At 65.1% G+C, this 23937-nt stretch carries 22 protein-coding genes; 10 read left to right on the plus strand and 12 right to left on the minus strand.

Annotation, left to right across the window (positions count from 1 at the left end):
• The first annotated feature begins 240 nt into the window (after positions 1 to 240).
• The 5 genes from NGM29_RS18045 (at position 241) to NGM29_RS18065 (ending at position 6877) form a co-directional block, all read left to right on the plus strand.
• The gene (locus NGM29_RS18045; RefSeq protein ID WP_254158167.1) at positions 241 to 2139 is read left to right on the plus strand and encodes an ABC transporter substrate-binding protein; all 1899 of its coding nucleotides are present in this window, start codon (positions 241 to 243) and stop codon (positions 2137 to 2139) included.
• Between the two features lie 226 nt (positions 2140 to 2365).
• Positions 2366 to 3349, plus strand: a complete 984-nt coding sequence (locus tag NGM29_RS18050; protein ID WP_254158168.1) for an ABC transporter permease — start codon at positions 2366 to 2368, stop codon at positions 3347 to 3349.
• The gene (locus tag NGM29_RS18055) at positions 3349 to 4494 is read left to right on the plus strand and encodes an ABC transporter permease (RefSeq protein ID WP_254158169.1); all 1146 of its coding nucleotides are present in this window, start codon (positions 3349 to 3351) and stop codon (positions 4492 to 4494) included. The genes NGM29_RS18050 and NGM29_RS18055 overlap by 1 nt, the downstream gene beginning before the upstream one ends.
• Positions 4491 to 5558, plus strand: coding sequence for an ABC transporter ATP-binding protein (locus NGM29_RS18060; RefSeq protein ID WP_254158170.1), 1068 nt, complete (start codon positions 4491 to 4493; stop codon positions 5556 to 5558). Before NGM29_RS18055 ends, NGM29_RS18060 begins: the two co-directional genes overlap by 4 nt.
• Positions 5555 to 6877 carry an ABC transporter ATP-binding protein gene (locus tag NGM29_RS18065; protein WP_254158171.1) on the plus strand — a complete coding sequence of 441 codons (1323 nt, stop codon included), beginning with the start codon at positions 5555 to 5557 and terminating at the stop codon, positions 6875 to 6877. The genes NGM29_RS18060 and NGM29_RS18065 overlap by 4 nt, the downstream gene beginning before the upstream one ends.
• A 297-nt stretch (positions 6878 to 7174) precedes the next feature.
• Here the strand turns inward: NGM29_RS18065 and hpt are convergent, their stop codons facing one another.
• From hpt to NGM29_RS18085, 4 genes are all read right to left on the minus strand, one after another.
• On the minus strand, positions 7175 to 7744 hold the full coding sequence (hpt, locus tag NGM29_RS18070) for a hypoxanthine/guanine phosphoribosyltransferase (RefSeq protein WP_254158172.1): 570 nt from the start codon (positions 7742 to 7744) through the stop codon (positions 7175 to 7177).
• A gap of 111 nt (positions 7745 to 7855) precedes the next feature.
• Positions 7856 to 8425: a DUF7344 domain-containing protein gene (locus tag NGM29_RS18075; protein ID WP_254160635.1), complete on the minus strand. Its 570-nt coding sequence runs from the start codon at positions 8423 to 8425 to the stop codon at positions 7856 to 7858.
• Positions 8426 to 8588: 163 nt separating this feature from the next.
• The gene (gene coaBC, locus NGM29_RS18080) at positions 8589 to 9743 is read right to left on the minus strand and encodes a bifunctional phosphopantothenoylcysteine decarboxylase/phosphopantothenate--cysteine ligase CoaBC (protein ID WP_254158173.1); all 1155 of its coding nucleotides are present in this window, start codon (positions 9741 to 9743) and stop codon (positions 8589 to 8591) included.
• 92 nt (positions 9744 to 9835) lie between these two features.
• Complete coding sequence (locus NGM29_RS18085; protein WP_254158174.1) at positions 9836 to 10573, minus strand: NAD(P)/FAD-dependent oxidoreductase; 738 nt, start codon at positions 10571 to 10573, stop codon at positions 9836 to 9838.
• A 174-nt stretch (positions 10574 to 10747) separates the two neighbouring features.
• Between NGM29_RS18085 and NGM29_RS18090 the strand changes: the two genes are divergently transcribed.
• Together NGM29_RS18090 and NGM29_RS18095 are read left to right on the plus strand one after the other, a co-directional pair.
• The gene (locus tag NGM29_RS18090) at positions 10748 to 13831 is read left to right on the plus strand and encodes an FAD-binding and (Fe-S)-binding domain-containing protein (RefSeq protein WP_254158175.1); all 3084 of its coding nucleotides are present in this window, start codon (positions 10748 to 10750) and stop codon (positions 13829 to 13831) included.
• A gap of 30 nt (positions 13832 to 13861) precedes the next feature.
• Positions 13862 to 14122: a DUF8006 family protein gene (locus NGM29_RS18095; protein ID WP_254158176.1), complete on the plus strand. Its 261-nt coding sequence runs from the start codon at positions 13862 to 13864 to the stop codon at positions 14120 to 14122.
• A 153-nt stretch (positions 14123 to 14275) separates the two neighbouring features.
• On the opposite strand, the gene NGM29_RS18100 is transcribed toward NGM29_RS18095, so the two are convergent.
• The 7 genes from NGM29_RS18100 to trpC all read right to left on the minus strand — a co-directional run bounded on the left by NGM29_RS18100 (position 14276) and on the right by trpC (position 19695).
• Complete coding sequence (locus NGM29_RS18100; protein ID WP_254158177.1) at positions 14276 to 14926, minus strand: hypothetical protein; 651 nt, start codon at positions 14924 to 14926, stop codon at positions 14276 to 14278.
• Positions 14927 to 15075: 149 nt separating this feature from the next.
• Positions 15076 to 15372 (minus strand): DUF7521 family protein, encoded by a 297-nt coding sequence (locus NGM29_RS18105; protein WP_254158178.1) that lies wholly within the window; start codon positions 15370 to 15372, stop codon positions 15076 to 15078.
• 2 nt (positions 15373 to 15374) lie between these two features.
• Positions 15375 to 15752 carry a winged helix-turn-helix domain-containing protein gene (locus tag NGM29_RS18110; RefSeq protein ID WP_253429888.1) on the minus strand — a complete coding sequence of 126 codons (378 nt, stop codon included), beginning with the start codon at positions 15750 to 15752 and terminating at the stop codon, positions 15375 to 15377.
• Positions 15753 to 15894: 142 nt separating this feature from the next.
• Positions 15895 to 16689: a 2-amino-3,7-dideoxy-D-threo-hept-6-ulosonate synthase gene (locus NGM29_RS18115; RefSeq protein WP_425499270.1), complete on the minus strand. Its 795-nt coding sequence runs from the start codon at positions 16687 to 16689 to the stop codon at positions 15895 to 15897.
• A gap of 32 nt (positions 16690 to 16721) precedes the next feature.
• Complete coding sequence (gene trpA, locus NGM29_RS18120; RefSeq protein WP_254158180.1) at positions 16722 to 17564, minus strand: tryptophan synthase subunit alpha; 843 nt, start codon at positions 17562 to 17564, stop codon at positions 16722 to 16724.
• Entirely contained in the window at positions 17561 to 18913 is a 1353-nt protein-coding gene (gene trpB, locus NGM29_RS18125) for a tryptophan synthase subunit beta (protein WP_254158181.1), read from the minus strand. The genes trpA and trpB overlap by 4 nt, the downstream gene beginning before the upstream one ends.
• The gene (trpC, locus tag NGM29_RS18130) at positions 18910 to 19695 is read right to left on the minus strand and encodes an indole-3-glycerol phosphate synthase (protein WP_254158182.1); all 786 of its coding nucleotides are present in this window, start codon (positions 19693 to 19695) and stop codon (positions 18910 to 18912) included. Before trpC ends, trpB begins: the two co-directional genes overlap by 4 nt.
• Before the next feature lie 102 nt (positions 19696 to 19797).
• Between trpC and aroA the strand changes: the two genes are divergently transcribed.
• The 3 genes from aroA to NGM29_RS18145 all read left to right on the plus strand — a co-directional run bounded on the left by aroA (position 19798) and on the right by NGM29_RS18145 (position 22963).
• Positions 19798 to 21090: a 3-phosphoshikimate 1-carboxyvinyltransferase gene (aroA, locus tag NGM29_RS18135; RefSeq protein WP_254158183.1), complete on the plus strand. Its 1293-nt coding sequence runs from the start codon at positions 19798 to 19800 to the stop codon at positions 21088 to 21090.
• A 272-nt stretch (positions 21091 to 21362) separates the two neighbouring features.
• Entirely contained in the window at positions 21363 to 22172 is an 810-nt protein-coding gene (locus NGM29_RS18140; RefSeq protein WP_254158184.1) for a DNA-directed RNA polymerase subunit epsilon, read from the plus strand.
• Positions 22173 to 22231: 59 nt separating this feature from the next.
• The gene (locus tag NGM29_RS18145) at positions 22232 to 22963 is read left to right on the plus strand and encodes a DsbA family oxidoreductase (RefSeq protein WP_254158185.1); all 732 of its coding nucleotides are present in this window, start codon (positions 22232 to 22234) and stop codon (positions 22961 to 22963) included.
• A 7-nt stretch (positions 22964 to 22970) separates the two neighbouring features.
• Here NGM29_RS18145 and NGM29_RS18150 read toward each other — a convergent pair whose 3' ends face one another.
• Complete coding sequence (locus NGM29_RS18150) at positions 22971 to 23801, minus strand: NAD(+)/NADH kinase (RefSeq protein WP_254158186.1); 831 nt, start codon at positions 23799 to 23801, stop codon at positions 22971 to 22973.
• Positions 23802 to 23937: the final 136 nt, after the last annotated feature.

Consider the following 23937-nt stretch of genomic DNA (forward strand, 5'->3'; position numbering starts at 1 on the left):
TATTTTTAGAGAGTGAAAAACCAGTGAATCGCTTCCGGTCGAGAATTTGTGAACCGGCAACGTTAGCCATTTGATTGAAAGCCAATACCACGTCAGTTTCCAACATGTATCAAAAGTAATGTTCATGAGGAATGGACGCTTGTCCAATGAGTCGGACTAAATTCACAACTATGATTGAGAAATAGTCAACGAAGGAAACAGTCGGAATCTATTTATGTAATTAGTATCTGTACTCTTACTATGCCTCATAAAGACTTGAAGGCACCCGGCGCCCATCGCCGGGAGGTGCTACTGCTTGCAGGTGCTGCTGGTGCTGCTGGACTTGCAGGCTGTATGAGCGGTGACGATAACGGCAACGGCAACGGGAATACTAGCGGTAACGGCAACGGCAACGGCGACGATGACGATGTCAGCGACGACATCGACGATCAGGCCGACGTAAGCAATCGAGAAATCCAGCCAAACTGGATCTCACCCTCCGCGTCCGAGGCCCAGGAACTGAACCCGCTTCGAATCAACGACACGACGTCGTCCGCACGGTTAGCGCCCCTGCTCGACGGCCCGTACGGCCTCGACGAGAACGACGAGTTCTACGGCTACTGGTTCGAGGACTACGAGACTGAGGACAACCAGACGTGGACCTTCCACCTCCGCGACAACCTCCAATGGGGTGGTGACTACGGCCAGATGACGACCGAAGACTGGGTGTTCCACGTCGAGAACATCGCCCAGAACGAAGATAACTGGACAGCACACGTCAACCAGTCGAACTGGGACGACGTCGAGAGCGTCACGGCAGTCGATGACACGACCCTCGAGGTCGAAATTGCCGACCCGGACCCGCTGTTCGTTCGGCAGCCGACGTTCTGGGGGACGTACATCCTGCCGAAGGCGCTCGTCGAGCCGTACTTCCAGGACTATCAGGATGGAAACGAGAACGCTGGCGAGGAACTCAACGGTTCCGACGCCGTCCAGCAGCTGCAGTACACGGGGAACCTCGGACCGTATACGTTCGAGAGCCGCGACATCGAGGACCGCTTCGTCGCCGTTCGAAACGAGGACTACTACAAGCGCGGCGACGACGAGGACTGGGAGGACGCCCCGTACTTCGAACAGTACACGATCAACATCCTCGAGGAGGAGAGCACCCGACTCGCGGAGTTCGAGACGGGCGGGCTCTCCTCGATAACCATCCCTGCCGACCAGGTCCAGAACTATCAGGGCGAAGACGACTACACGATCGTCGAATCTGCGACGCCGTACTGTAGCATCCTCGCGTACAACCAGCGCGCGAACGGCTGGGAAGAACTTCGCAAACGCGAGGTTCGACGTGCCCTCGCGATGGCCATCGACAAGGAGACGGTCGCCAACGACATCTACCGTGGGTTCGCGAAGCCGGCCCAGACGTTCCAGCCGGAGTATTCCGACTTCTACAACGACGATCAGGTCGAGCCCGTTGGCGTCGGAGACAGCTACAACGTGGACGAAGCCCGGTCGCTGCTCGAGGAGAACCTGAGCGACGACTACAGTTACGACGGCGACACGCTCGTCGACGCCGACGGGAACCAGGTCGTGCTGTCGTTCGTCTACTCAAACGGTGCCTCGCTCACCGAGGACTCCGCCCGATACATCGCGGATGCGCTCGGAGGCCTCGGCATCGACGTCGACTCGAACGGTGTTCCGTTCAACACGATGCTCGAGCAGTACGCGATGGTGGCCGAGGACGGCGAGCCGCAGGGGATATTCAACGACCCCGAAGCGGAAGACCCGCAGGCGCTGTCGAGCGCCCGCGAGTGGGACCTGATGTGGGGCATCGGTTTCAACACCTACCCGCGCTCGCCGGGATCGATCGCCGCGTTCTGGACGGCCAGTTCCGGGACGAACTTCTACGGCTACGTCCCCGAGGAGGACCTCGGTTCGATGATCCAGGAAGGGGCAACCGCGACCGACGAGGAGGAACAACAGGAAATCTTCGCCGAAGTGTTCGGCATCCTGAGCCGCGACCTCCCGGTCAACTTCATTCACTTCCAGGACGACATCTACGGCTATCAGGACGAGGTCGTCTTCACGGAGGACCCGTCCCCGTCCTGGGGGTACAAGCAGTACTCCTGGTGGATGACCGACGACCCGCACAACTGAGCTGCGGGACCACTAACGGATAGCCGCTCCCAGCGACGGTATCGACGCCGTCCGTCCCGGTTCGCCGCTGGACGGGGTTTCTGCGCATCGGCTATCCTTTTTGATCGTGCACATACACATCGAAGAACACATATCGCACCACTCAATTAATGCAAATATCGATCATGTACGTTAGGAAAGACAATCACTGCGGTACGCTCGGACATCGCTCGGGGGGGTGGTCAAGATGAGTATGACGTGGTACATCGGTCGTCGACTGGCCTGGGCGCTTCTGGCGTCGTTTATCATCATGAGCGTCACGTTCGGCTTTCTCACGGCCTCGCCGAACCCGGCGACGAGTACGGTCGCCTGGGAAGCCGCCCAAGAGGGGGACAATCCGGAGGACGCAATCGAGACCTACGAACAAACGCGAGGTGAAGATCGACCACTGAGGGAGCAGTACGTCGATTTCATGGTCTCCATGTACACGCTCGACTGGGGTGATTCGTACACCTACGACACCGACGTCATGGGGGTTATCAGCAACTCCTGGGTGTACTCGGCGCTCGTCGTCATCCCGTCGACGATCATCGCCGTCGTGGTCGGTTTCGCCGTCGGAATTTACTCCTCGACGCACCAGTATACCAAGTCGGACTACGCCGCGACGTTCTTCGCGTTCTTTGGCATCAGCGTGCCGAACTTCTGGCTGTCGATCATGCTTATCCTCGTCTTCGGGGTAATGTTACAGTGGTTGCCGACCAGTTACTCACCTGATAGCAGCATGGCGTTCTGGTCGCTCGAGCACGTGAAGTACCTCATCATGCCCATCTTCGTCCTCACGACTGCAGCGGTCGCTTCCGAGATGCGATACGCACGGGCGGAGACGCTCGAGTACGTCAACGCGGAGTGGGTCAAGAGCGCTCGGGCGAAGGGCGTCAGCGAGTGGCGGATCATGTACCACCACATCTTCCGTCCGGCGACGCCGGTGTTGATCACAATCCTGGTGGCCGACTTCGTCGGGATCATCTTCTCGACGGCGTACATCGTCGAGGTGATCTTCGGCATACCTGGACTGGGACTGGTCAGCTACAACGCGTTGATTCGGATGGATACACCGCTGGTCCTGGCAACGACACTGGTTCCGGTGATCCTGGCGATTCTCGCGAACCTGCTCCAGGACATCCTGTACACCGTGCTCGATCCACGAATTAGCTACGAGGCGAGAAACTGATGGCAACTGATACGTCCACATCCGACGCACTCGAGGTCACGTCCATCGACTGGGAGGAGTACGACCAGGGGCGGTTCAGACTGGACCGTCGAACGATCGGAACGTACGGATCGCTCCTGCTGGTCGGATTGCTCTGGCTGTACGATTACTTCTTCATCCCGGAACGGCTTCCGATCATCGACGTCGACCTGGGACTGTTCCAGCTATCGCTCAATCCGGGCAACGTCGACTGGCTGTTCCTGATGACGCTCGTCGCCGTGTTCTGGTTCGTCGTGGCACCGCTGTGGGAGAACAAGCGGATGACGATGTACTACTGGAAGAAATTCAGGCAGAATACCGCTGCCGTCTTGAGCCTGTACTTCCTCACGGGCATCTTCCTCGTCGGCGCCATCGGTCCGCGTATCATCGGTCAACCAGAACCGGAGTGGGGGAACTTGCTCGCACCACCAGTGTTCTTCGGGGGCACCTGGGCCCACCCCTTCGGCACCCACCGGACCGGCGAAGACATCCTCGAGATCGTCGTCGCCGGGGCCGAAGTGAGCTTCCAGGTCGGACTCATCGCGACGCTGTTCAGCGTCGTGCTGGCAGCCATCGTCGGTGCCACGGCGGCCTTTATGGGCGGCTGGGCCGACGCCCTGCTGATGCGGTTCGTCGACCTGCTGATGACGTTCCCGACGTTCTTCCTGATCATCCTGCTGATCTACATCTACGGTGGAAGCCTGTTTCTGCTCATCATCATCCTCGCGTTCACCGGCTGGGGCGGGACGGCCCGGCTAATCAGGAGTGAAGCGCTCCAGCGAAGCGAGGAAGAGTACATCAGCGCCGCGGAGGCGGCCGGCGCGAGCCGGGCGTACATCATCCGGCGACACATCCTGCCGAACGTCTCGAACACGATCATCACGGCCGCGACCCTGTTGATCCCCGGGATGATCCTGACCGAAGCGATCATTGCGTTCCTCGGGTTCGGCGACCCCGACGTCTGGTCGTGGGGTCGGATCATCGCTGCGGGCCGAGGGAACCTCGACGACGCGTGGTGGATCGCGACGATTCCAGGAATTTTCCTGTTCTTCACCGTGCTGTCGTTCAACTTCCTCGGTGACGCGCTTCGAGACGCACTCGACCCACGACACGAGACAGAACAATGACTGACGATCCACTACTCTCCGTTCGCGACCTGCACACGGTGTTTCACACCGACGAAGGCACAGTTCACGCCGTCGACGGCGTCAGCTTCGACGTCAAGCGCGGCGAAACAGTCTGTATCGTCGGCGAAAGCGGGAGCGGGAAGTCCGTAACCACCGAATCGATCACTCGAATCCTCAAGATGCCGCCCGGAGAGATCGCCAGTGGGGAGATCATCTTCGACGGCCAGGACGTGACGGCGATGTCGGACAAGGAGATTCGCCAGGTTCGAGGCGGGCGGATCAGCCACATCTTCCAAAACCCACAGAGTGCGCTCAATCCAGTGTACACTGTCGGCGCCCAGATACGCGAAGCGATCAACACGCACCAGGACCTCTCGAAGACGGCCGCCCGCGAACGATCGATCGAACTGCTCGACGAGGTCGGCATTCCGGAAGCGGCGGCTCGCATCGACGACTATCCGCACGAGTTCAGCGGCGGGATGAAACAGCGAGTGATCATCGCGATGGCGCTCGCGTGTGAACCCGACCTCCTGATCGCCGACGAACCGACGACGGCGCTTGACGTCACCATCGAATCGCAAATTCTCGACTTGCTGATGGACCTCCAGGAGGAGTTCGACATGTCGATCATCTTCGTTACGCACGACCTCGGCGTCGTCGCCGAGGTCGCCGACCGCGTCATCGTCATGTATGCCGGGAAAGTCATGGAACGAGCCGGCGTCTACGATCTCTTCGACAACCCGGCTCACCCCTACACGCGGGCCCTGCTCAAGTGCCTCCCGGGCAGCAGTGGAACGATCGAACCGATCGGCGGGACGCTTCCGAGTGTCCTGAATCCGCCCGACGGCTGTCGGTTTGCCGACCGTTGCCCCTACGCGATTGACGACTGTACCGTCGGGGATCAACCGGACCTCGTGCCCGCGACGACCGGCGAGCATACCGTCTCCTGTCTCTACTATCACGACGGCTACGACGAGTCGGTCGTCCTCGAAGAGCGTCCCCAGAACGGCGCGAACGCGACGCGTTCACGGCCGGTTTCGGGCACCGGAGGTGATCGTCGATGAACGCCCCGGGTTCGAACCCGCTCCTCGAGGTGCGCGACCTCGAGAAACACTACCCCATCACGAAGGGGGTTCTCAAGCGCGAGGTCGGGCGCGTCCGTGCGGTCGACGGGATCGACATCACCGTCGAGCGCGGACAGACGGTCGGCCTGGTCGGCGAGTCCGGCTGTGGCAAGTCGACGGCCGCGACCACCATCCTCCAGCTCGAGGAGGCGACGGGCGGGCAGGTCCTCTTCGACGGAGAAGACGTCACCGAGTTCGGAAAGCGGGATATGAAGCGCTTCCGTCGGCGCGCCCAGATGATCTTCCAGGACCCGGACTCGAGTTTCGACCCGCGGATGTCGATCGGTGAATCGGTGGCCGAACCGTTGCTCGTCAATGGGATGGACGACCGACAGCGGCGACGACGGATCGTCGAACAGCTCCTCGTCAGGGTCGGGTTGCAGGCATCGGACGCGGATCGGTACCCTCACGAGTTCAGCGGTGGCCAGAAGCAGCGAATCGCGCTCGCCCGGGCGCTGTCGGTCAATCCCGACCTTCTCGTCGCCGACGAGCCGGTGTCGGCACTGGACGTCTCGATCCAGGCGGAGATCCTCTCGATCATGGAGGAACTCCAGAGGGAGTTTGGACTGGGGATCTTGATCATCAGCCACAACCTCGGCGTCATCCGGGAAATCTGTGACCGCGTCGGCGTGATGTACCTCGGCCAGATCGTCGAGGAGGGGCCGACCGAGGAGATTTTCAACGATCCACAGCACCCCTACACGCGGGCGTTGATCTCCTCGATCCCGGTTCCCGACCCGCACCTGAGCCGCGACGAGGTCTCGCTGTCGGGGGACGTCCCGAGCCCGTCGAACCCGCCGAAGGGGTGTCGGTTCCACACCCGCTGTCCCGAGGTGATCCAGCCCGACGCCTACGACTTCGATCAGGAGACCTGGCGACACTTCGTGGACTACAAGTATCGCGTCCAGGACGGATCACTCGACGCCCAATCGATCCGCGAGAGCGTCGTCACGGAGGAAGACGCGTACGACGAGCCGAACGAGGTCCCGTTCGAGGCGTTCGAATCGCGACTTCGCACGGAGTTCTCGATTCCGGCCCCGCTCCCGGACGAGCGGGCCGAGGACGTCCTCGAGCGATCGATACGCTCCGTTTACGACGGAGACCTCGAGGCAGCGGCGTCGCTCCTTCGCGAAGAGTTCGAGACCGTCTGTCGTCAGGAGACGCCGGCAGAGGTTCACGTTACGTCCGACCACCGGGCGGCCTGCCACCTCGCTGAGGCGGAAACCGCCGTCGAAACGCCGGCTCACTCGAGCGACTGACACGGGCTCGGAACTGGTTTTATAGCGGTTTCCCGGCGGTTTCCAGCGTTTTTCCAATAGTTTTCCAACGGGGTTCCAACGGGATTTCGACCGATTTCTCGAGCGACGCGAATCGAGATATCGGCAATGTGAGTCGGGAGAAACGTGAAAACGGCTCTCGTGAGAGGTCGGGACGAGCGCGCGTTCGACGTCGAGAAGTGCTTGGGTCCCGGCCGACGACGCGAGCGGCCGCGACGGCTGGTGGTCGGTTCAGGTATTCGTTACTCGTCACCCGTCAACTGCCACTCGAGTGCGGCCTCAATCGTCGCCGTCTTCGTCCACGATGACGACCTCGCCGTCGACGACGTCGACGTTGATCAGCGTCTTCACGTCGTAGCCCGCGTCCGCGACCTTGTTCTCGCCGCCTTCTTTCTTGATGACGGCGACGGTATCGGCGACCTCGGCCCCGATTTCGTCGAGCGCGCCGAGGACGGCTGCAAGCGTGCCGCCGGTCGAGAGGACGTCGTCGAGCACGAGCACGCGCTCGCCCTCGTACACGTCATTGATAAACATCTCGTTCTCCGAGTAACCGGTCTTCTGGGAGATCGAGACCTCGCCCTCGAGGCCGTACTCGCGCTTGCGGATGACGGTCAGTGGAATGTCGGTCATGAGCGAGACTGCTGTCGAGATGTGGATGCCCATCGCGGCCGGGGTGACGATCCGATCGACGTCCTCCAGGTCGGCCTTGCGCGTGATTCGGATGACGATTTCGCGGAGGAGGGAGGGCTCGAGTTTGGGGACGCCGTCGCTGATGGGGTGGACGAAGTAGTGATAGCCGTTCTTCTCGATGATGGGGGCCTCGAGGAGCGACCGTTTCAACTGATCCATGTCGTGGATGCGGGAGATATCGAGTAAAAGGTGACGATACGCGCCGCGCCTCGAGACACCCTCGAAACGGGCGTCGTACCCGGTACAGCCACGCGGCCGCCGATTCCCTCGCTACCGTCCGTAACTCAGCTCCGGGGGCTCGTCGCCGTGGCCGACGCGCATGTTCCGTTCGTAGTAGATGTGAGCGGCCGCCGTGGCGGTGATCGTCACCGAGAGGAGGCCCGCCCAGGCGAGTTCCGACAACATCGTGAGCGGGTAGATTCCGAGCCAGAGCGCGGCCACGAGCGCACAGCCGATTGCGCCCAGCGAGAGGTACAGTTCGCGCCAGGCGAACTCCCTGCCGGGGACGATCTCGAGGTAGACGTTGAGATCACTGGTCCTATCGGTCGGTTCGATGACCCCGTCGTCGGAGTCGAATCGAAGGATGCCGGCGGTGTCCATCTTCGGGAGGTGCGTCTGCTGGAGCGTCGTGTAGACGCGCTTTCGTTGCTCCGGGGTGACGCCCTCGAGGGTCGTCTCGTACTCCCAGGCGGCGACCTGCTGGGCGAGGTCGCCGAGTTCGACTGGTCGGTCGTCCTGTTTCAAAAACTGAAGGACGTAGCGCCGTCGCTGGTTGCGGAGGACTTCGAAAATTTCACCCTTCGAGAGCGGGTTCGGCCGGCCGGGTCGGTCCATCTTCATCGTCACCTCGCGACACCAGCCTTGGGGGGAGAGATCGTCATCGATTGACGGCATGAACGCCACGTATATAATTCTCGTGACGGTCGCTTTCGACGACAGGTTTGCCGGTTGAAAAGATCAGTCGAGCGGCGGAGGATGACGCCGATCGAAGTCGTCCCATCCATCAACCGACGACGACAGCCAGCGATCGAGCGATTTCGTCCGCCAGATCGGCCTTCGCACCCGAAAACTGCGCGACGTCCTCGGCGTGGACGAGGAGCGCTCGAGTCCGGTCACCGCCCATGACGCTCGCGTCGTTGGCGACGACGAAGGCCGCGTCGACGCGCTCCAGCACCGCTCGTGCGGCGTCGATCATCGCCTCGTCCTCGCCACTCGTCTCGGCCTTAAACGCGACGATGGGCAGATCAGGTCGAGCTTCGCGCACCTGATCGATGAGTTTCGGCGTCGGCTCGAGGTCGAGGGTCAGCTCCTGGCCGGAGCGGAGTTTCGCCTCGCTGGCGTCGACGGTGTAGTCGCCGACGGCGGCGGCCGAGACGAGAGCGTCCGCCTCGCCACAGGCCTCGAGCGTCACCTCGAGCATCTCCGCTGCGCTTTCGACGGTCCGTACGTCGGCGTATGGGACGTCGTCGCCGTCGTGGATCAGTGTCACGTCGGCTCCGAGGACGTAACACGCGCGGGCGACAGCTCGACCCATCTTCCCCGAGGAGCGATTCGTCAGCACGCGAACGGGGTCGATCGGCTCGCTGGTCGCGCCGCTGGTGACGACGACGTAACGCCCCTCGAGGGGCCGGTCGCTCGCGGCCCGCGCGACCGCACAGACGATGGCTTCCTCGGTGGCAATCTTGGCCTTCCCCTCCTCGACGCGCGGGTCGACGAAGTCGACGCCCCAGGACTCGACGCGCTCGATGGCCTCGAGGACGCCCGGGTGGTCGTACATCGGTTCGTGCATGGCCGGGGCGACGACGACCGGCACGCCGGCACCGAGGGCTGTCGTGGCGCAGGTCGTGACCGGAGTGTCGTCGACCGCACCGGCGATCTTGCCTACGGTGTTGGCCGTGGCCGGCGCGAGCAAGAGGATGTCGGCCCAGCCGTCGCTCCCACAGAGGGCAACGTGTTCCACCCCGCCCGTGATCTCGGTGACGACATCGCGCTCGGTTGCGAACTCGAGCGCCCATGGGTGGACGATTCCTCGGGCGCTGTCGGTCATCACCGCGCGGACGGTCGCCCCCTGCCGGCGCAACTCGTGAGCAAGTTCGACCGTCTTGACGGCCGCGATCGACCCCGAAACCCCGAGCGCGACGTTGACTCCCTCGAGCATTCTCGATTGATCTTCGGCGGGAGGTGTAAAATGCGTATGGATCGTTGTCGGGCACCGACGATGGCCGACGGTCTTTGCGGTGCGCGGACGAATCAGTCGCGGGCGACGCTCGGGTGCATCGTCGGCTCGGCCTCGAGTGGCTCCGCAAACGCCTCGAGCATCCGTTTCCTCGCCGTCTCGTCCCGCTCGCGTCGCTCCGCCTCGTCGATCTCCTCGCAGGCTGGCGGCACGTCCCGATCGCGGCCCGTGAAGTAGCCCTCAGGGGCGACCCAGTCGTGATAGAACGGAACGCCAGAGTCGTGAATCGCGGCGAGGCCGACCTTCGCGCCGTGGCCGGCGGCGACTATCGCCTGGTGCGGTTCACCCGCGAGTCGCCCCGCGGCGTAGACGCCGTCGACGGCCGTCCGACCCGCCTCGTCGACGCTCACCACGTACTTGCTCCCGCGCTGTTCGCGACCGACGTCGAGGGGCGTGAGGTAATCGCTGTCGGCCCAGGAGGCGGCGATCACCCGGCGTGCCTCGAGCGGTTCGCCACCGTCGGTCTCGAGGACGAATCCCGCTTCAGGTGTCTGGGAATCGCGTTGCTCGACACTCGTGACGTACCCGAGTTCGAACTCGGCGCCAGCGTTTCCGGCGTGCTCGCGAACGAGCGCGAGGTACCGGCGGGCGTCGACGCCGTCGGGGAACCCAGGGTAATTCTCGAGATTGGCGTTGCGCGCCAGGATCGATTCGCCCCCGTCGATCACGAGGGTGTCCAGTCCGTTGCGGGCGGTGTAGATGGCCGCCGAGAGACCGGCGACGCCACCGCCGACGATGCAGACGTCTCGCATACTCGAGTGTGGACGAGAGCAGTATAGAAACGCTCCGACTCGAGACGAGCGGCGACAGCGGCGGTGTGGCGAGGGCGATGGGTCGGCGTGTCGGCGGTTTTGGGAGGATGGACGCCGACGCACCATCTCGCCGCATGCCCGACGCTTTATACGATCGACGGCAAACAGAGGGGTATGGCTACCGAGCGCGGCGTCGACCCCGCCGCCGACTCTCGAGCGACCTACGACTACCGGAGCGACGACGTCGACCGCCCCGCGCTCGTCGAGGACATCGCGCGCGTCGTCGAGGGCGACGTCCGCGCCGACTCGTACTCCCGCTCCCTCTACGCGACCGACGCGAGCATCTACGAGATGACGCCCATCGCCGTCGTCTTCCCGACCTCGACGGCCGACGTCGCCGCCGTGATGGACTACTGCGCTCGCCGCGAGATTCCCGTCCTCCCCCGCGGCGGTGGGACCAGCCTCGCCGGCCAGAGCGTCAACGAGGCCGTCGTCCTCGACTTCACGACCGACATGGACGCCCTCCTCGAGGTCGACCTCGACGCTCGGCGCGCGACCGCCCAGCCCGGAATCACGCTCGGGCGGCTCAACGAGGCCGTCGCCCCCCACGACCTGAAGTTCGCGCCCGACCCTGCCTGGGGCGACAAGAGCGCCCTCGGGGGCGCCATCGGAAACAACTCGACGGGGGCCCACTCCCTGCAGTACGGTAAGACCGACGCCTACGTCGAGGAGGTGGAAGTCGTCCTCGCCGACGGCACCGTCACCCGCTTCGGCGAGGTCGCTCTCGCGGACCTCTCCGACCTCGCCGACGGCGACGACCTCGAGTCGCAAATTTACGCCGAAGTCGAGCGGATTCTCGAGGAGGAAGGCGAGCGTATCGCCGATCGGTACCCCGACCTCAAGCGAAACGTCTCGGGGTACAACCTGGACTGGCTGCTCGAGGACGCCCGGGGATCGATTCGGGAGGCCGGCGAACGCGACGCCGACGGTGGGACGATCAACCTCGCGAAACTCCTCTGTGGCAGCGAGGGCACGCTCGCCATCGTCACCGAGGCCACCGTCGCCCTCGAGCCGATTCCCGAGACCAAGAGCATGGCCCTACTGACCTACGACAGCGTGCTCGAGGCGGTCGCCGATGTCGAACCCATCGTCGCACACGACCCCGCCGCGGTCGAACTGGTCGACGACGTGTTGATCGACCTCGCGCGCGGGACCGCGGAGTTCGTCGAGGTGACCGAGATGCTTCCGGAGGGCACGGGTGCAGTCCTCCTCGTGGAGTTCTACGCCGAGGACGACGCCGACGGGAAACGAAAGGTGGCGAACCTGCTCGCCGACCGCTGTCCGGCCGTCGCGACGGCCGTCGAAGCCGACCCCGCCGGCAAACGGCCCGACCTGGAGGCTGACGTCCGCGCGTTCGACGCCCTCGAGGCCTACGACGAGGCCACCAGGTCGAACGTCTGGAAGCTCCGCAAGTCAGGCCTCCCGATCTTGCTCTCGCGGACGACCGACGAGAAACACGTCGCGTTCATCGAAGACACCGCCATCCCGCCCGAACACCTCGCCGCGTTCGTCGCCGACTTCCAGGAGGTGCTGGAAGACCACGACACCTACGCGAGTTTCTACGCCCACGCCGGCCCCGGCGTCCTCCACATCCGGCCGCTCGTGAACACCAAAACTGGCGCCGGAGTCGAGAATATGGAGTCCATCGCCGACGCCGCGACGGACCTGGTCGTCGAGTACGACGGGTCGGTCTCGGGCGAACACGGCGACGGCCGCGCGCGCACGCAGTGGAACCGCAAACTGTACGGCGACGAGCTCTGGGAGACCTTCGAGCGGCTGAAGACGGCGTTCGACCCCGACTGGCTCCTGAACCCCGGCCAGGTCGTCTTCCGCGAGGACGACCCCACGGCGATGACCGAGAACCACCGCTTCGGCCCCGGATACGCCTTCGACGCCGATTTCGAACCCAAGCTCGAGTGGGACGTCGACAACGGCTTCCAGGGCATGGTCGAACTCTGTCACGGCTGTGGCGGCTGTCGCGGCGACCAGTCGACGACCGGCGGCGTGATGTGTCCGACCTACCGGGCCAGCCGCGAGGAGATCACCAGCACGCGCGGGCGGGCGAACGCGCTTCGGCAGGCGATGAGTGGCGACCTCGAGCCCGGCGAGGCCTTCACCGACGAGTTCCTCGACGAAGTCCTCGACCTCTGTATCGGCTGCAAGGGCTGTGCGATCGACTGCCCCAGCGAGGTCGACATGGCGAAGCTCAAAGCCGAGGTGACCCACGAGCACCACCAAAGAGACGGCGCGAGCCTGCGCGACCGCCTGTTCGCGAACGTCCACGACCTCTCACGGTGGGGCTCCCGACTGGCTCCGCTGTCGAACCTCGGACCGAAGCTCCCCGGTGCACGGCGGGTGATGGAGGCCGTCGCCGGCATCAGCGCCGACAAACCCCTGCCTCGGTTCCACCGGCGGACGTTCACCAACTGGTTCCAGGATCGTAGCGGCACCTTGCGGCCGCTGTCGGGAGCGACGCGGAAGGCAGTCGTCTACCCGGACACGTTCACGACCTACAACAACCCCGAGGCGGGGAAAGCCGCCGTGCGAGTCCTCGAGGCTGCCGGCGTCCACGTCGCGGTGCCGGACGACCTGGGCGATACGGGCCGCCCCGCGTTCTCGAAGGGGTTTCTCGAGCAGGCGAAGGCGACCGCCCAGGAGAACGTGGAGACGCTCGAACCCGCACTCGAGGATGGCTGGGACGTGGTCGTCCTCGAGCCCTCCGACGCCGTCATGTTCCAGTCGGATTACCTCGACCTCCTCGGCGAGGACGCCCGTTCCCTCTCGCAGGCGACCTACGGGGTCTGTGAGTACCTCGACGCGTTCGACCTGGACGAGGACCTCTCGTTCGTGTCGGGGAACGAGACGCTGACCTACCACGGCCACTGCCACCAGAAAGCGACCCGGAAGGACCACCACGCCGTCGGGGTCCTCCGGCGAGCAGGCTACCGCGTCGACCCGCTCGACTCGGGCTGTTGCGGGATGGCCGGCAGTTTCGGCTACGAGGCCGAACACGCCTCGATGAGTGCGGCAATCGGACGGATCCTGTACGATCAGGTCGACGAGAGCCCAGGGGACCGAGTCGTCGCCCCCGGTGCCTCCTGTCGCACTCAGTTAGCGGCGGGCCAGGGGCGACGCGCCCGCCCGCAGACGCCCATCGAGTGCCTCGAAGAGGCCCTGGAGACACAATCGAAGTATTAAAGGCCGAATCGTGGGGAGATACGTACACGAATGATCGAGGTACCTCTCCAGACGATCGACAACCTGCTGCGCCCCATCCACATGGGCCACGCCCTCATCGGGTTGCTCGTATTAGCGATCCTCGGGACGCTCCCGCTGAAGTCGATGAAGATCATGGGTATCAACCTCGCCGCGCTGGGTGCGCTATTCCTGCTGGTGCCGACGAGCCTGACCGACGGCATGATCGCCTTCCGACTGATCGGCATCGTGCTGGTGCTGATCGGTCCGATTCTCTACGCCGGCGGTCGATAGGACTCGAATTCGTTTATTACTCTTTGTTCCCGACGTCTCTTCTCACCTTTCGTTTCCCTGATCGACGACTCGAGCGGCCGCTGCGGTCGAGACGTGCGACGACTACGCGATAGTTTTTGAAGTGGTACGGGGCAAGGACAGGGTCCGGCGCCGTCACTCGAAGGCCGCGACCAGTTCGCCCTCTTCGAGGGGACCGGGACCGTCGGCCTCGTACTCCTCGACGTCGGAGGTCCCTGCGGAAATCCTGGCCATCCCCGTTTCGTCGACGGCGTAGGTCACTCCGGTGGGCCCGCCGTCTACTATCCACTCGCTGCCGTCTTCGTCGGCTCCGTTGATCGAACCCCCGATGCGGCGACAAAACATCACCGTGATCTCATCGTCCCACTCGAGGAGAAGCTGTGCCTCCACGCTGTTTGAGACGTCGAAAACGTAATACGCGTCCCATTCACACAGAACGTCGTTCGTAAGGTAGGCTTCTTCGAAATTCGCGACGTAGTCGAAGAGCGCGTCGTCGTCGAACGACTCCGGGGGGCCGGGGTACGGAATCGTCGCCACGGTTTCGTACTCGCGGTTCTCGTCGTCGCGTTCGAGTTCGACGGTTTCCGATTCTTTCGTGCACTCGGGACGCTCCACCTGCCCGCCGAAGTGGCCGGCAACCGACTCGGCGTTGATCGTTCGGGAGTCCTCACCGTCGGTACCATCTCCCGGATTTTCGCTGGATTCGCCCGTCGAAGACTCGTCCAGACAGCCAGCGACCGCGGCGACCGCCCCGCCAAGGGCGGCGACCATCGTTCGTCGGTTCATGTACCGGATTGAATGTATCAATGCATAATAGTGACGGAAGCTAAAACGCACGTTTCACCGTCCTCGAGCCTTGCTGGATCGACTCCGTTCGATCCCAGCGCCGCCGAGTCCATCGACGTCCCCCACACCTCCACCGTTCGCATCCGCGGTCAATCCACGTACAGCGAGTACGCGATCACCAGAAAGCCCCCGAGCACGAGCAGACTCTCGATCAAAATACCCACAGGCAGCGCCACCTCGAGCACTTCGAAGAGCACGCCGGCGAGGACGAACCCGAGCGTCACGACGCCGAATCCGACCGCGAGCAGGCCGAGTTCGCGTCGTCTGGTTCGCCGATAGGCCTTGAGCGTCAGATACGTGATGGTCCCGCCGACGACCAGGATCAGCGTCTTGACGATCGTCAACGCGATCATCACGGTCACGTCGCCGGGTGCGTGCGGACTCATAGCTATAGTTCCTCGCGGACTTCCGACCAGAGGTCGGCCAGACGCTCGTCGGCCGTCCGCGGCGGGCGCTCGATTCTGGCGCCCAGGGTGTTGTCGTCCTCAAGTACGAGCGTGATTTCGGAGAAGGCGACCCCGTACTTGCTCGCGTGGTGGCCGTCGCGTCGAATCTCGGTCGACTCTTCGAGCAGGGTCGCTTCGGTCAGCGACTCGAGTTTTCGGTACAGCGTCGACTGTGGGATGTCACAGCGGGCGTTGAGTTCTGCGGCTGTCATGGGTTCGTCGAGGTGGCGGATGATTTCACGGCTATCGGGATCGTCCAGGGCGGCGCAGATGTCCTCGGCCGAGGGGGCGACGTCCGAGGTGAGTGGATCCCGAACCATTCGCGTGGAAATTCGAAGAAGGAGCCTTTAATCCCATCGGTCGATGAGCCAATACGACCCGAATACGTTCGTGGCGATCAGCGTCGCGGATCACGCAGACCTCGAGCGCCAGTCCGCCGAGTTCGAGCGCCTCGTCGTCTGCTCAGACCTCGAGCGCCAGTCCGCCGAGTTCGAGCGCCTCGTCGACGTCCCGGTCCTCGTGGACCACGGCGGCGACGGCACGGGCGATCCCCTCGGGGTCCTCGTGCTGGAAGATCGATCGACCCATCGAGACGCCAGCACCGCCGGCGTCCACGGCTCCGCGAACCATCTCGAGGGTCTGGCGGTCGGTACCGCGGGAACCGCCGGCGATGACGACCGGAAGCCGAGTGGCCTCGACGACGTGTTCGAAGCTGTCGGCGTCGCCGCTGTAGCCGGTTTTTACGATATCGGCGCCGACCTCCTCGGCGAGACGGACGGCGTGGCCGAGCGCCTCGGGGTCGTCGCCCGCGACGTCGGGGCCGCGCGCGTAGGCCATCGCGAGGACCGGGATGCCAAAGCGGTCGGCCGCGCTGGTCAGTTTGGAGAGGTCCTCGAGCTGGCCGGGCTCGTGGGTCGAACCGACGTTGATGTGAAAGGAAACGGCGTCGGCGCCGGCCCGGATCGCGTCCTCGACGGTCCCCGTGAGGCGCTTGTCGTTTTCGTCCGGCCCGATGGTCGTCGAGGCGTTGAGGTGGACGATGTAGCCCGCGTCGTTCTTGCTCGAGTGGACGCGCGGGGCGATGCCGCGCTGGGTCAAGACGGCGTCGGCGCCGCCGCGCGTGACCGCGTCGATGGTCGATTCGATGTCTTTCAGGCCCGTTACGGGGCCGAGGGTGATCCCGTGGTCCATCGGAACGATGACGTACCGCCTGTCTGTTCCGATGCGGTCGAGTCGTGCGTCGAGTCCGGCTGTCAAAGTCATATTGCGAATGTGTAGCAAACTGGTGGTTATGGCTGTTCTGGTTGCGGTACGTTTTCCGGGTTCGCGCCGCGGGCGGCGCCCTCGGCGAGTTCGCGAGCCTTCGCTTCGAGGCGGGCCGCGGTCTCGGCGGTCGGTTCGTCGTTCTCGTGGCCCTCGGCGACAATGTCCACCAGGGCGCTCCCGACGATGACCCCATCGGCCCCCGAGGCGACGATGCGTTCGGCGTGGTCACCGGTCTTAATGCCGAAGCCGACCGCCTTCGGGACGTCCCAGTCGGCCAGTCGCTCGAGGCTCGCGTTGGTATGATCGGAGACGTCCTCGCGCGCGCCGGTCGTTCCGAGTCGCGCCTGGACGTAGACGTACCCCGAGACGCGCTCGCGCATGCGTTCGAGGCGCTCGCCGCGGGTGGTGGGCGCGACGATGAAGATCAGGTCGAGGCCGAACTCGTCGCACGCGTCGCGCAGCGGGTCGGCCTCCTCTGCCGGTAAGTTGGGGACGACGAAGCCCTCGAGGCCGGCCTCGGCAGCGCGTTCGACGAAGGGGCGAGGGCCCTGCTCTTCGCCAAATTGGTAAATCAGGTTGTAATACGTCATACACACCAGCGGCGCCTCGACCTCGAGGTCCTCGACGAACGCGAAGAAGCGCTCGGGCGTCATCCCGCCTTCGAGTGCGCGAACGACGGCCTCCTGGATCGTCGGCCCCTCCGCGATCGGTTCCGAGAACGGCAGGCCGAGTTCGATTACGTCCGCGCCGCCCCGATCCAGGGCCTCGACGTACTCGAGGGAGGCCTCGTAGGTCGGATCGCCCGCCGCAAGGTACGGGACGAACGCGGGGCCGCCGGCGAACGCCGCGTCGATGCGGTCGCTCATCGCAGGCCCCCCTCGCTCGCGAAGACCGACAGGTCGGGCGCGGCCTCGAGCCCTCGTTTTTCCGTCTCCTCGATCACCGTCTCGAGGTCCTTGTCGCCGCGACCGGAGACGGTGACGACGACCGAATCGCCCAGCACCTCGTCGGCGTCGTCGCGGCCGGCCGCTTCGTGGAGGAAACCGAACGCGTGGGCCGTCTCGAGTGCTGGGATGATCCCCTCCTCGGTCGAGAGGCGGTGGAAGGCCTCGAGCGCGGCGTCGTCGTCGACGGTGACGGGCGTGACTCGACCCGACTCGACGAGGTGGGCGAGTTCGGGGCCGACGCCGGCGTAGTCGAGGCCGGCGGAGACGCTGTGGGATTCCATGATCTGGCCGTGGGAGTCCTGCAGGAGGTGCGTTCGCGCGCCGTGGAGGACGCCCTCGGTGCCCGTCGAGAGCGTCGCGGAGTTGGGCGCGACCCCCGCGTCCTCGTCGACCTCGAGGGAGGAGCCGCCGGCTTCGACGGCGTAGAGCGACACGGATTCATCGGCGGTAAAGTGGTGAAACGCACCTATCGTGTTCGACCCGCCGCCCGCGCAGGCGAGCACCGAATCCGGCAGCGAGCCGATCTGCTCGAGACACTGCTCGCGCGCTTCCTCGGAGATTACCGATTGAAAGTCCCGGACCATCGCCGGGAACGGGTGGGGGCCGACGACCGAGCCGATGACGTAGTGGGTGTTCTCGACCGTCTGAGACCAGTCGCGCATCGTCTCCGAGATGGCCTCCTTGAGCGTTCCGCGGCCCGCATCGACCGGGTTCACCTCCGCGCCGTTGATCCGCATCCGGAAGACGTTGGGTCGCTGGCGGTTCACGTCCGTCCGACCCATGTAGATTTCGCAGGGCATGTCCAGGTGGGCGGCGGCCATCGCGGTCGCGGTCCCGTGCTGGCCTGCGCCGGTCTCGGCGATGATTCGCTCTTTGCCCATGTACTTCGCGAGCAGGACCTGCCCGAGCGCGTTGTTCAGTTTGTGCGCGCCGCCGTGGACCAGGTCCTCGCGCTTGAGGTACACGTCGCGGCCATAGCGCTCGCTGAGTCGGTCGGCCCGTTGGAGCGGCGTCGGTCGTCCCCCGAAGTCCCGGAGCCGTCGGCGGAACTCGTCCATGAAGCCGTCCTCGTTCGCGAGGACGTACCGCTGGTAGGCGTCCTCGAGTTCCTCGAGGGCGGGCATCAGCGCCTCGGGGACGTACTGGCCGCCGAAGCGGCCGAAGGTACCGTCCTCGAGAGATCGATCGTCCCCCTCGTGTTCGGTTTCGTTCTCGCGCGCGGATGGAGTGCGCTCGGTGCCGTCGTCGCTTGTCTCTAACTCGGTCATGTCGTATCAGTCTCCGCCGTCGTCAGCCGCCGGGTGTTCGCACGCACGTCGCCGTCCGTCTCGCCCGCGTGATCCATGATCGCGCTCCCGACCAGGAGGGCGTCGGCGCCCGCCTCGCGCATTCGCCGAACGTCCGCCGGCGTCGAGATGCCGCTCTCTGCGATCAGCGTCACGTCGTCAGGGACGTGGGGCGCGACCGACTCGAAGGTTTCGAGGTCGACCTCGAGGCGAGCCAGGTCACGGTTGTTCACGCCAATGACCTCGGCGCCCGCCTCGAGGGCCGTCTCGAGTTCCGCCCGATCGTGGACCTCCACGAGGACCTGAAAACCTCGATCCCGCGCGGCAGCGAGCAGTCCCGCGAGGTCGTCGACGAAGCGGGCGATCAGGAGCACGAGATCGGCCTCCACGAGGTCGAGATGGGCTTCCTCGAGGACGAAATCCTTGCGGAGCACGGGGACGTCGACGGCCGCTCGAACGTCTCGAAGGGCGTCAGCGGAGCCGCCGAAGTGAGTCGGTTCGGTGAGGACGGAGATGGCCGTCGCCCCGCCCGCGACCATCTCCTGGGCGAGGGTAGCCGGGTCGTCGTTCCGAACCCCGTCGCTCGTGGGGCTCGTCGGTTTTACTTCCGCGATGATCGGCACCCGTCCGTCGGCTTCGGCCCGCTCGAGCGCGCGTTCAACCGAGCGCGGGTCGACGTCGAGAACCGCGTCGGCTCCGCCGCGTTCGCCGGCCGACTCGAGAATCGACCGGACGGAGGCCGCGAGGTCGCCAGTGGTTTCCATTATCGTACATCAATGTACTAATCTATACATAAGACTTGCGGGACGCGTGCAAATATCCAGCCCATCGGTACCGTATTATGCTCGGTCCGCCACACGACGACCATGCACGTCACTCTCTCGCCCTCGAGCGTTCGCGGGACCGCTCGCGCCCCGCCGTCGAAGAGTTACACTCACCGGGCCATTCTGGCCGCGGGCTACGCCGACGAGGCGACCGTCCACGACCCGCTCTGGTCGGCCGACACGAAGGCGACTGCACGCGCCGTCGAGGCATTCGGCGGGGACGTCCTGCGGGCGGGCGACGACCGCCTCGAAGTATCTGGGTTCGACGGTCGGCCCGCAGTCCCGGAAAACGTGATCGACTGCGCCAACAGCGGCACAACGATGCGCCTGGTCACCGCGACCGCGGCGGTGGCCGACGGCACGACCGTCCTCACGGGCGACGAATCGCTCCGCTCGCGCCCGCAGGGACCGCTGCTCGAGGCGATCGATGACCTCGGCGGCCAGGCGTTCAGCACGCGCGGGAACGGTCAGGCGCCGCTGGTCGTGACTGGTCCCGTTTCCGGAAACCGTGTCTCGATCCCCGGCGACGTCTCCTCCCAGTACGTGTCGGCCCTGCTGATGGCCGGCGGCCTGCTCGAGGACGGCCTCGAGATTGCCCTCGAGACGGAACTCAAGTCGGCGCCCTACGTCGACGTCACCCTTGAGGTCCTCGAGGACTTCGGCGTCGCCGCCCGGCACACGGACGACGGCTTCGCCGTCGACGGCGGGCAGTCCTACCAGGCCGCGGGCGGTTCGTACCACGTCCCCGGCGACTTCTCCTCGATTTCGTACCTGGCGGCCGCGGGCGCCGTCGCCGGCGACGAAAGCGTCCGCGTCCGCGGCGTCTATCCGAGCGCACAGGGCGACAGCGCCATCCTCGAGGCCCTCGAATGCATGGGTGCCGACGTGGCCTGGGACCGCGAGGAGGGGGTCCTCGAGGTCTCCCGAAGCGACCTCGAGGGCGTCGAGGTGTCGGTCGCGGACACCCCCGACCTGCTGCCGACGATTGCGGTCCTGGGCGCCGTCGCCGAGGGTGACACCCATATCACGAACGCCGAACACGTCCGTTACAAGGAGACCGACCGCGTGAGCGCGATGGCCGAAGAGTTGGGAAAGATGGGCGTGCGGACGACGGAGGAACGCGATTCCCTGACCGTTCACGGCGACGATTCCTCGCTCGAGGGCGCGGCAGTTGACGGCCGGGGCGACCACCGGATCGTCATGTCGCTGGCCGTCGCGGCCCTCCAGGCGGAGGGCGAGACGCGCATCGCAGGTGGCGAACACGTCGACGTCTCGTTCCCGTCGTTCTTCGACGTGCTCTACGACCTGGGAGCAAGCCTCGAGCGGTCGGCGTAGGTCGACCCTCGAGAGAACAGCTACGTCGAATCTCGAGCGTGAGACGGTCTCGAGCGGCTGATCGAAGCGGCGAAGCGAGCCGAGCAACGGTTCGTTGATACGCGAATTCCTTTAAGTACCTCTCGTCACAAGGTGGAGCTATGAAGGGCATTTTGGCGGCGCCGACGTTCCACTCTCGGTAGCGACGGTTCCGCGTCCAAAGTGCGAACCTATCAATCGAGGAGAACGCGAGCGAGGGTTTTTCACCGTCTACGTTCCATCCACGCACGAGGATGAGTCCGAACGGCGTGCCGCAGGGAGCGAGGCTCGAGCGACCGAGTGGCGACGACGGCGAGCGGGAAATCGAAAACCGTCCCGGCTCGGGGTCGCTCTCGCGGGCCGCTCACCAGCGCGACGCCACCGTTCGCCAGTGGGGCGTCATCACGCCGAGCGCGACCGTCATCGGCCGGCCCGACTCGCCCGAGACGGACCTCTCGTCGAGCGTCCGTCGACTCCACGACGAGCAGCACCCCGCGACCCCCGGCTACGCCGAACGCGCCCACCGTCTCGACCGGTTGCGAACGACCCAGGCGTTCTGTAACGCCCTCGAGTTGACGCCGTGGCAGCGAGATCTGGCGCTGGGCGTCATGGACGAGATCGACCTCACCGCATTCGGGAGCCAGCGCGCCATCGCGACGGTCGCGCTGGTGGTGATCCGTCACGTCGTCGACGTGGACCGGCGCGCGTACTTCGGCCTCGACGACGTCGACGTGAGCGACCTCTCACCCGAGCGAATGGAGGAACTATTCGGCCAGTACCGCGCCCACGACATCACCGACGACCCGACGTTTGAACGCCTCGCGGCCCACCACGGGCTCGATACGACGAGTCTCAACCGACTTCGCCGCGTACTCAAGGGACAGCTCGAGGCGGAGCTCCCGGCCTACGGGCGGGCACCATACCGCGATCCGAACCTGCCGACGGGCGTGACGGAATCCGTCGACGTAGACGAAGCGGAGGGCGAGGGAGCGAAAGCGGACGCAACGAGTGACGACGAAACCGACGGCGTCGACGGCGCGGGCGACGAGTTCCACGACGAGTGATACCGGCAACGGCTTCGAGCAGGACGGCCCTTTTGTGGACGGCGACCCTACGACGCACGATGACCACCGACCAGTCGATCTCGACCGACGACGAGCGCGGCCTCGAATCGAACGACTCCGGAGCGAGTGACGGCGACGGTCCGGACACAATCACTCTCTACGCGGACTACGTCTGCCCGTTCTGTTACCTCGGGCGCCAGTCCCTCGAGCGCTACCGGGAGTCCCGGGAGGAACCGCTCGCCATCGACTGGCACCCGTTCGACCTCCGACGCGGGAAGCGAAACCCCGACGGCTCGATCGATCACGACGTCGACGACGGCAAGGACGACGAGTACTTCGAGCAGGCCAGGGAGAACGTCCGCAGACTCCAGGAGCGCTACGACGTCGAGATGGTCCAGGACCTCGCCGTCGAGGTCGACTCCTACGACGCTCAGCTCGCCTCGCTGGCCGTCGCGTCCGCCGCGCCCGAGCGCTGGGAGGCGTTCGACGTCGCGATCTACGACGCCCTCTGGCAGGACGGCCGCGACATCGGCGACCGCGACGTCCTGCTCGAAATCGCCGACGAGGCCGGCGTCCTCGACGTCGTTCGGAAGACGCTCGATGGCGAAGAGGATGAAGACGAGAGCCTCCGATCGCGCCTCGAGGAACTGTTTTCGGAGGCAGGCCGAGCCGGCGTGCGCGGTGTCCCGACGTTCGTCTACGACGGCTACGCCGCCCAGGGTGCGGTTCCGCCCGAACACCTCGAGCGGCTGGTCGAAAGCGAGGACGGAGCGGAAGTCAGCAGACGGTAGTCCGCGCTCACTCGAGTTTCTCGAGCGCGTCGAAGAAGTTCACCGACGGCCCCGCCAGCGTGATCGGATCGTCGGCGGCCCGGATCGTCACCGTCTCAGGCAGGTCCAGTGGCTGTCGATTACGCCCGTCGCTGATCGCCCAGGCCGCATCGGCGCCGGAAGCAGTGAGGGTGATTTCGCTCTCAGTGCCGACGACCAGCGGGGGCATCGCCTCGGTCGCACACATCTGCGTGACGACGAACGCGTCGACGGTCGGTCGGACCAGCGGGCCGCCCTCACTCAGGTTGTAGGCCGTCGAACCGGTCGCCGTCGAGACGAGGACGCCGTCGGCCCGGCTCGAGGTGTAGGTTTCGCCGTCGATCGCGACCTCGACGTCGACCCCGCCTGCCGGACCCCGCTTCGGGCCGTGGACGACGACCTCGTTGAGCGCCGGTGCGAGCGTCCAGCCGTCTCCGGTGGCCGTCAGGCGAGCGACGGAGCGGCCGGTGATCGATCCGGTTTCGTGGACTTCCTCGAGCAAGGTCTCGACCGTCTCGACGGCATCGGCAGGAGAGATGGCGTTCAGAAAGCCGACCTCGCCGAGGTTGACGCCGACCAGGGGGGCGCCACCGGTCTCGCGGGCCGTGAAGAGGAACGTCCCGTCGCCGCCGATGCTGACGACGAACGCGCAGTCGTTCATCGCCTCGAGTGGGACGGAATCCGCGTCGATCGCCCGTCCGGTTGCCTCGTCGACGAGGGCGTGGCCGCCGTGGTCGTGGACGGTCCGGATGAGCGAGGCCGCGAGTCGCTGTGCCCGGTCGTTCCCTCGCTGAGCGACAATGCCGACGTCGACTCCCATACCTGCCGGGTAACGCCTCCGCGGGCAAAAACCCACCTTATCCAGTCCAGTCGGGCCTGGGACGGCAACAACATTCATCGTTCTGGGGCGTTTCCCCGGAAACGAACTTCACCGCCCGAACGCGACGATACCATGG

This window comes from Natronosalvus rutilus (assembly GCF_024204665.1).
GTDB classification, from domain to species: domain Archaea; phylum Halobacteriota; class Halobacteria; order Halobacteriales; family Natrialbaceae; genus Natronosalvus; species Natronosalvus rutilus.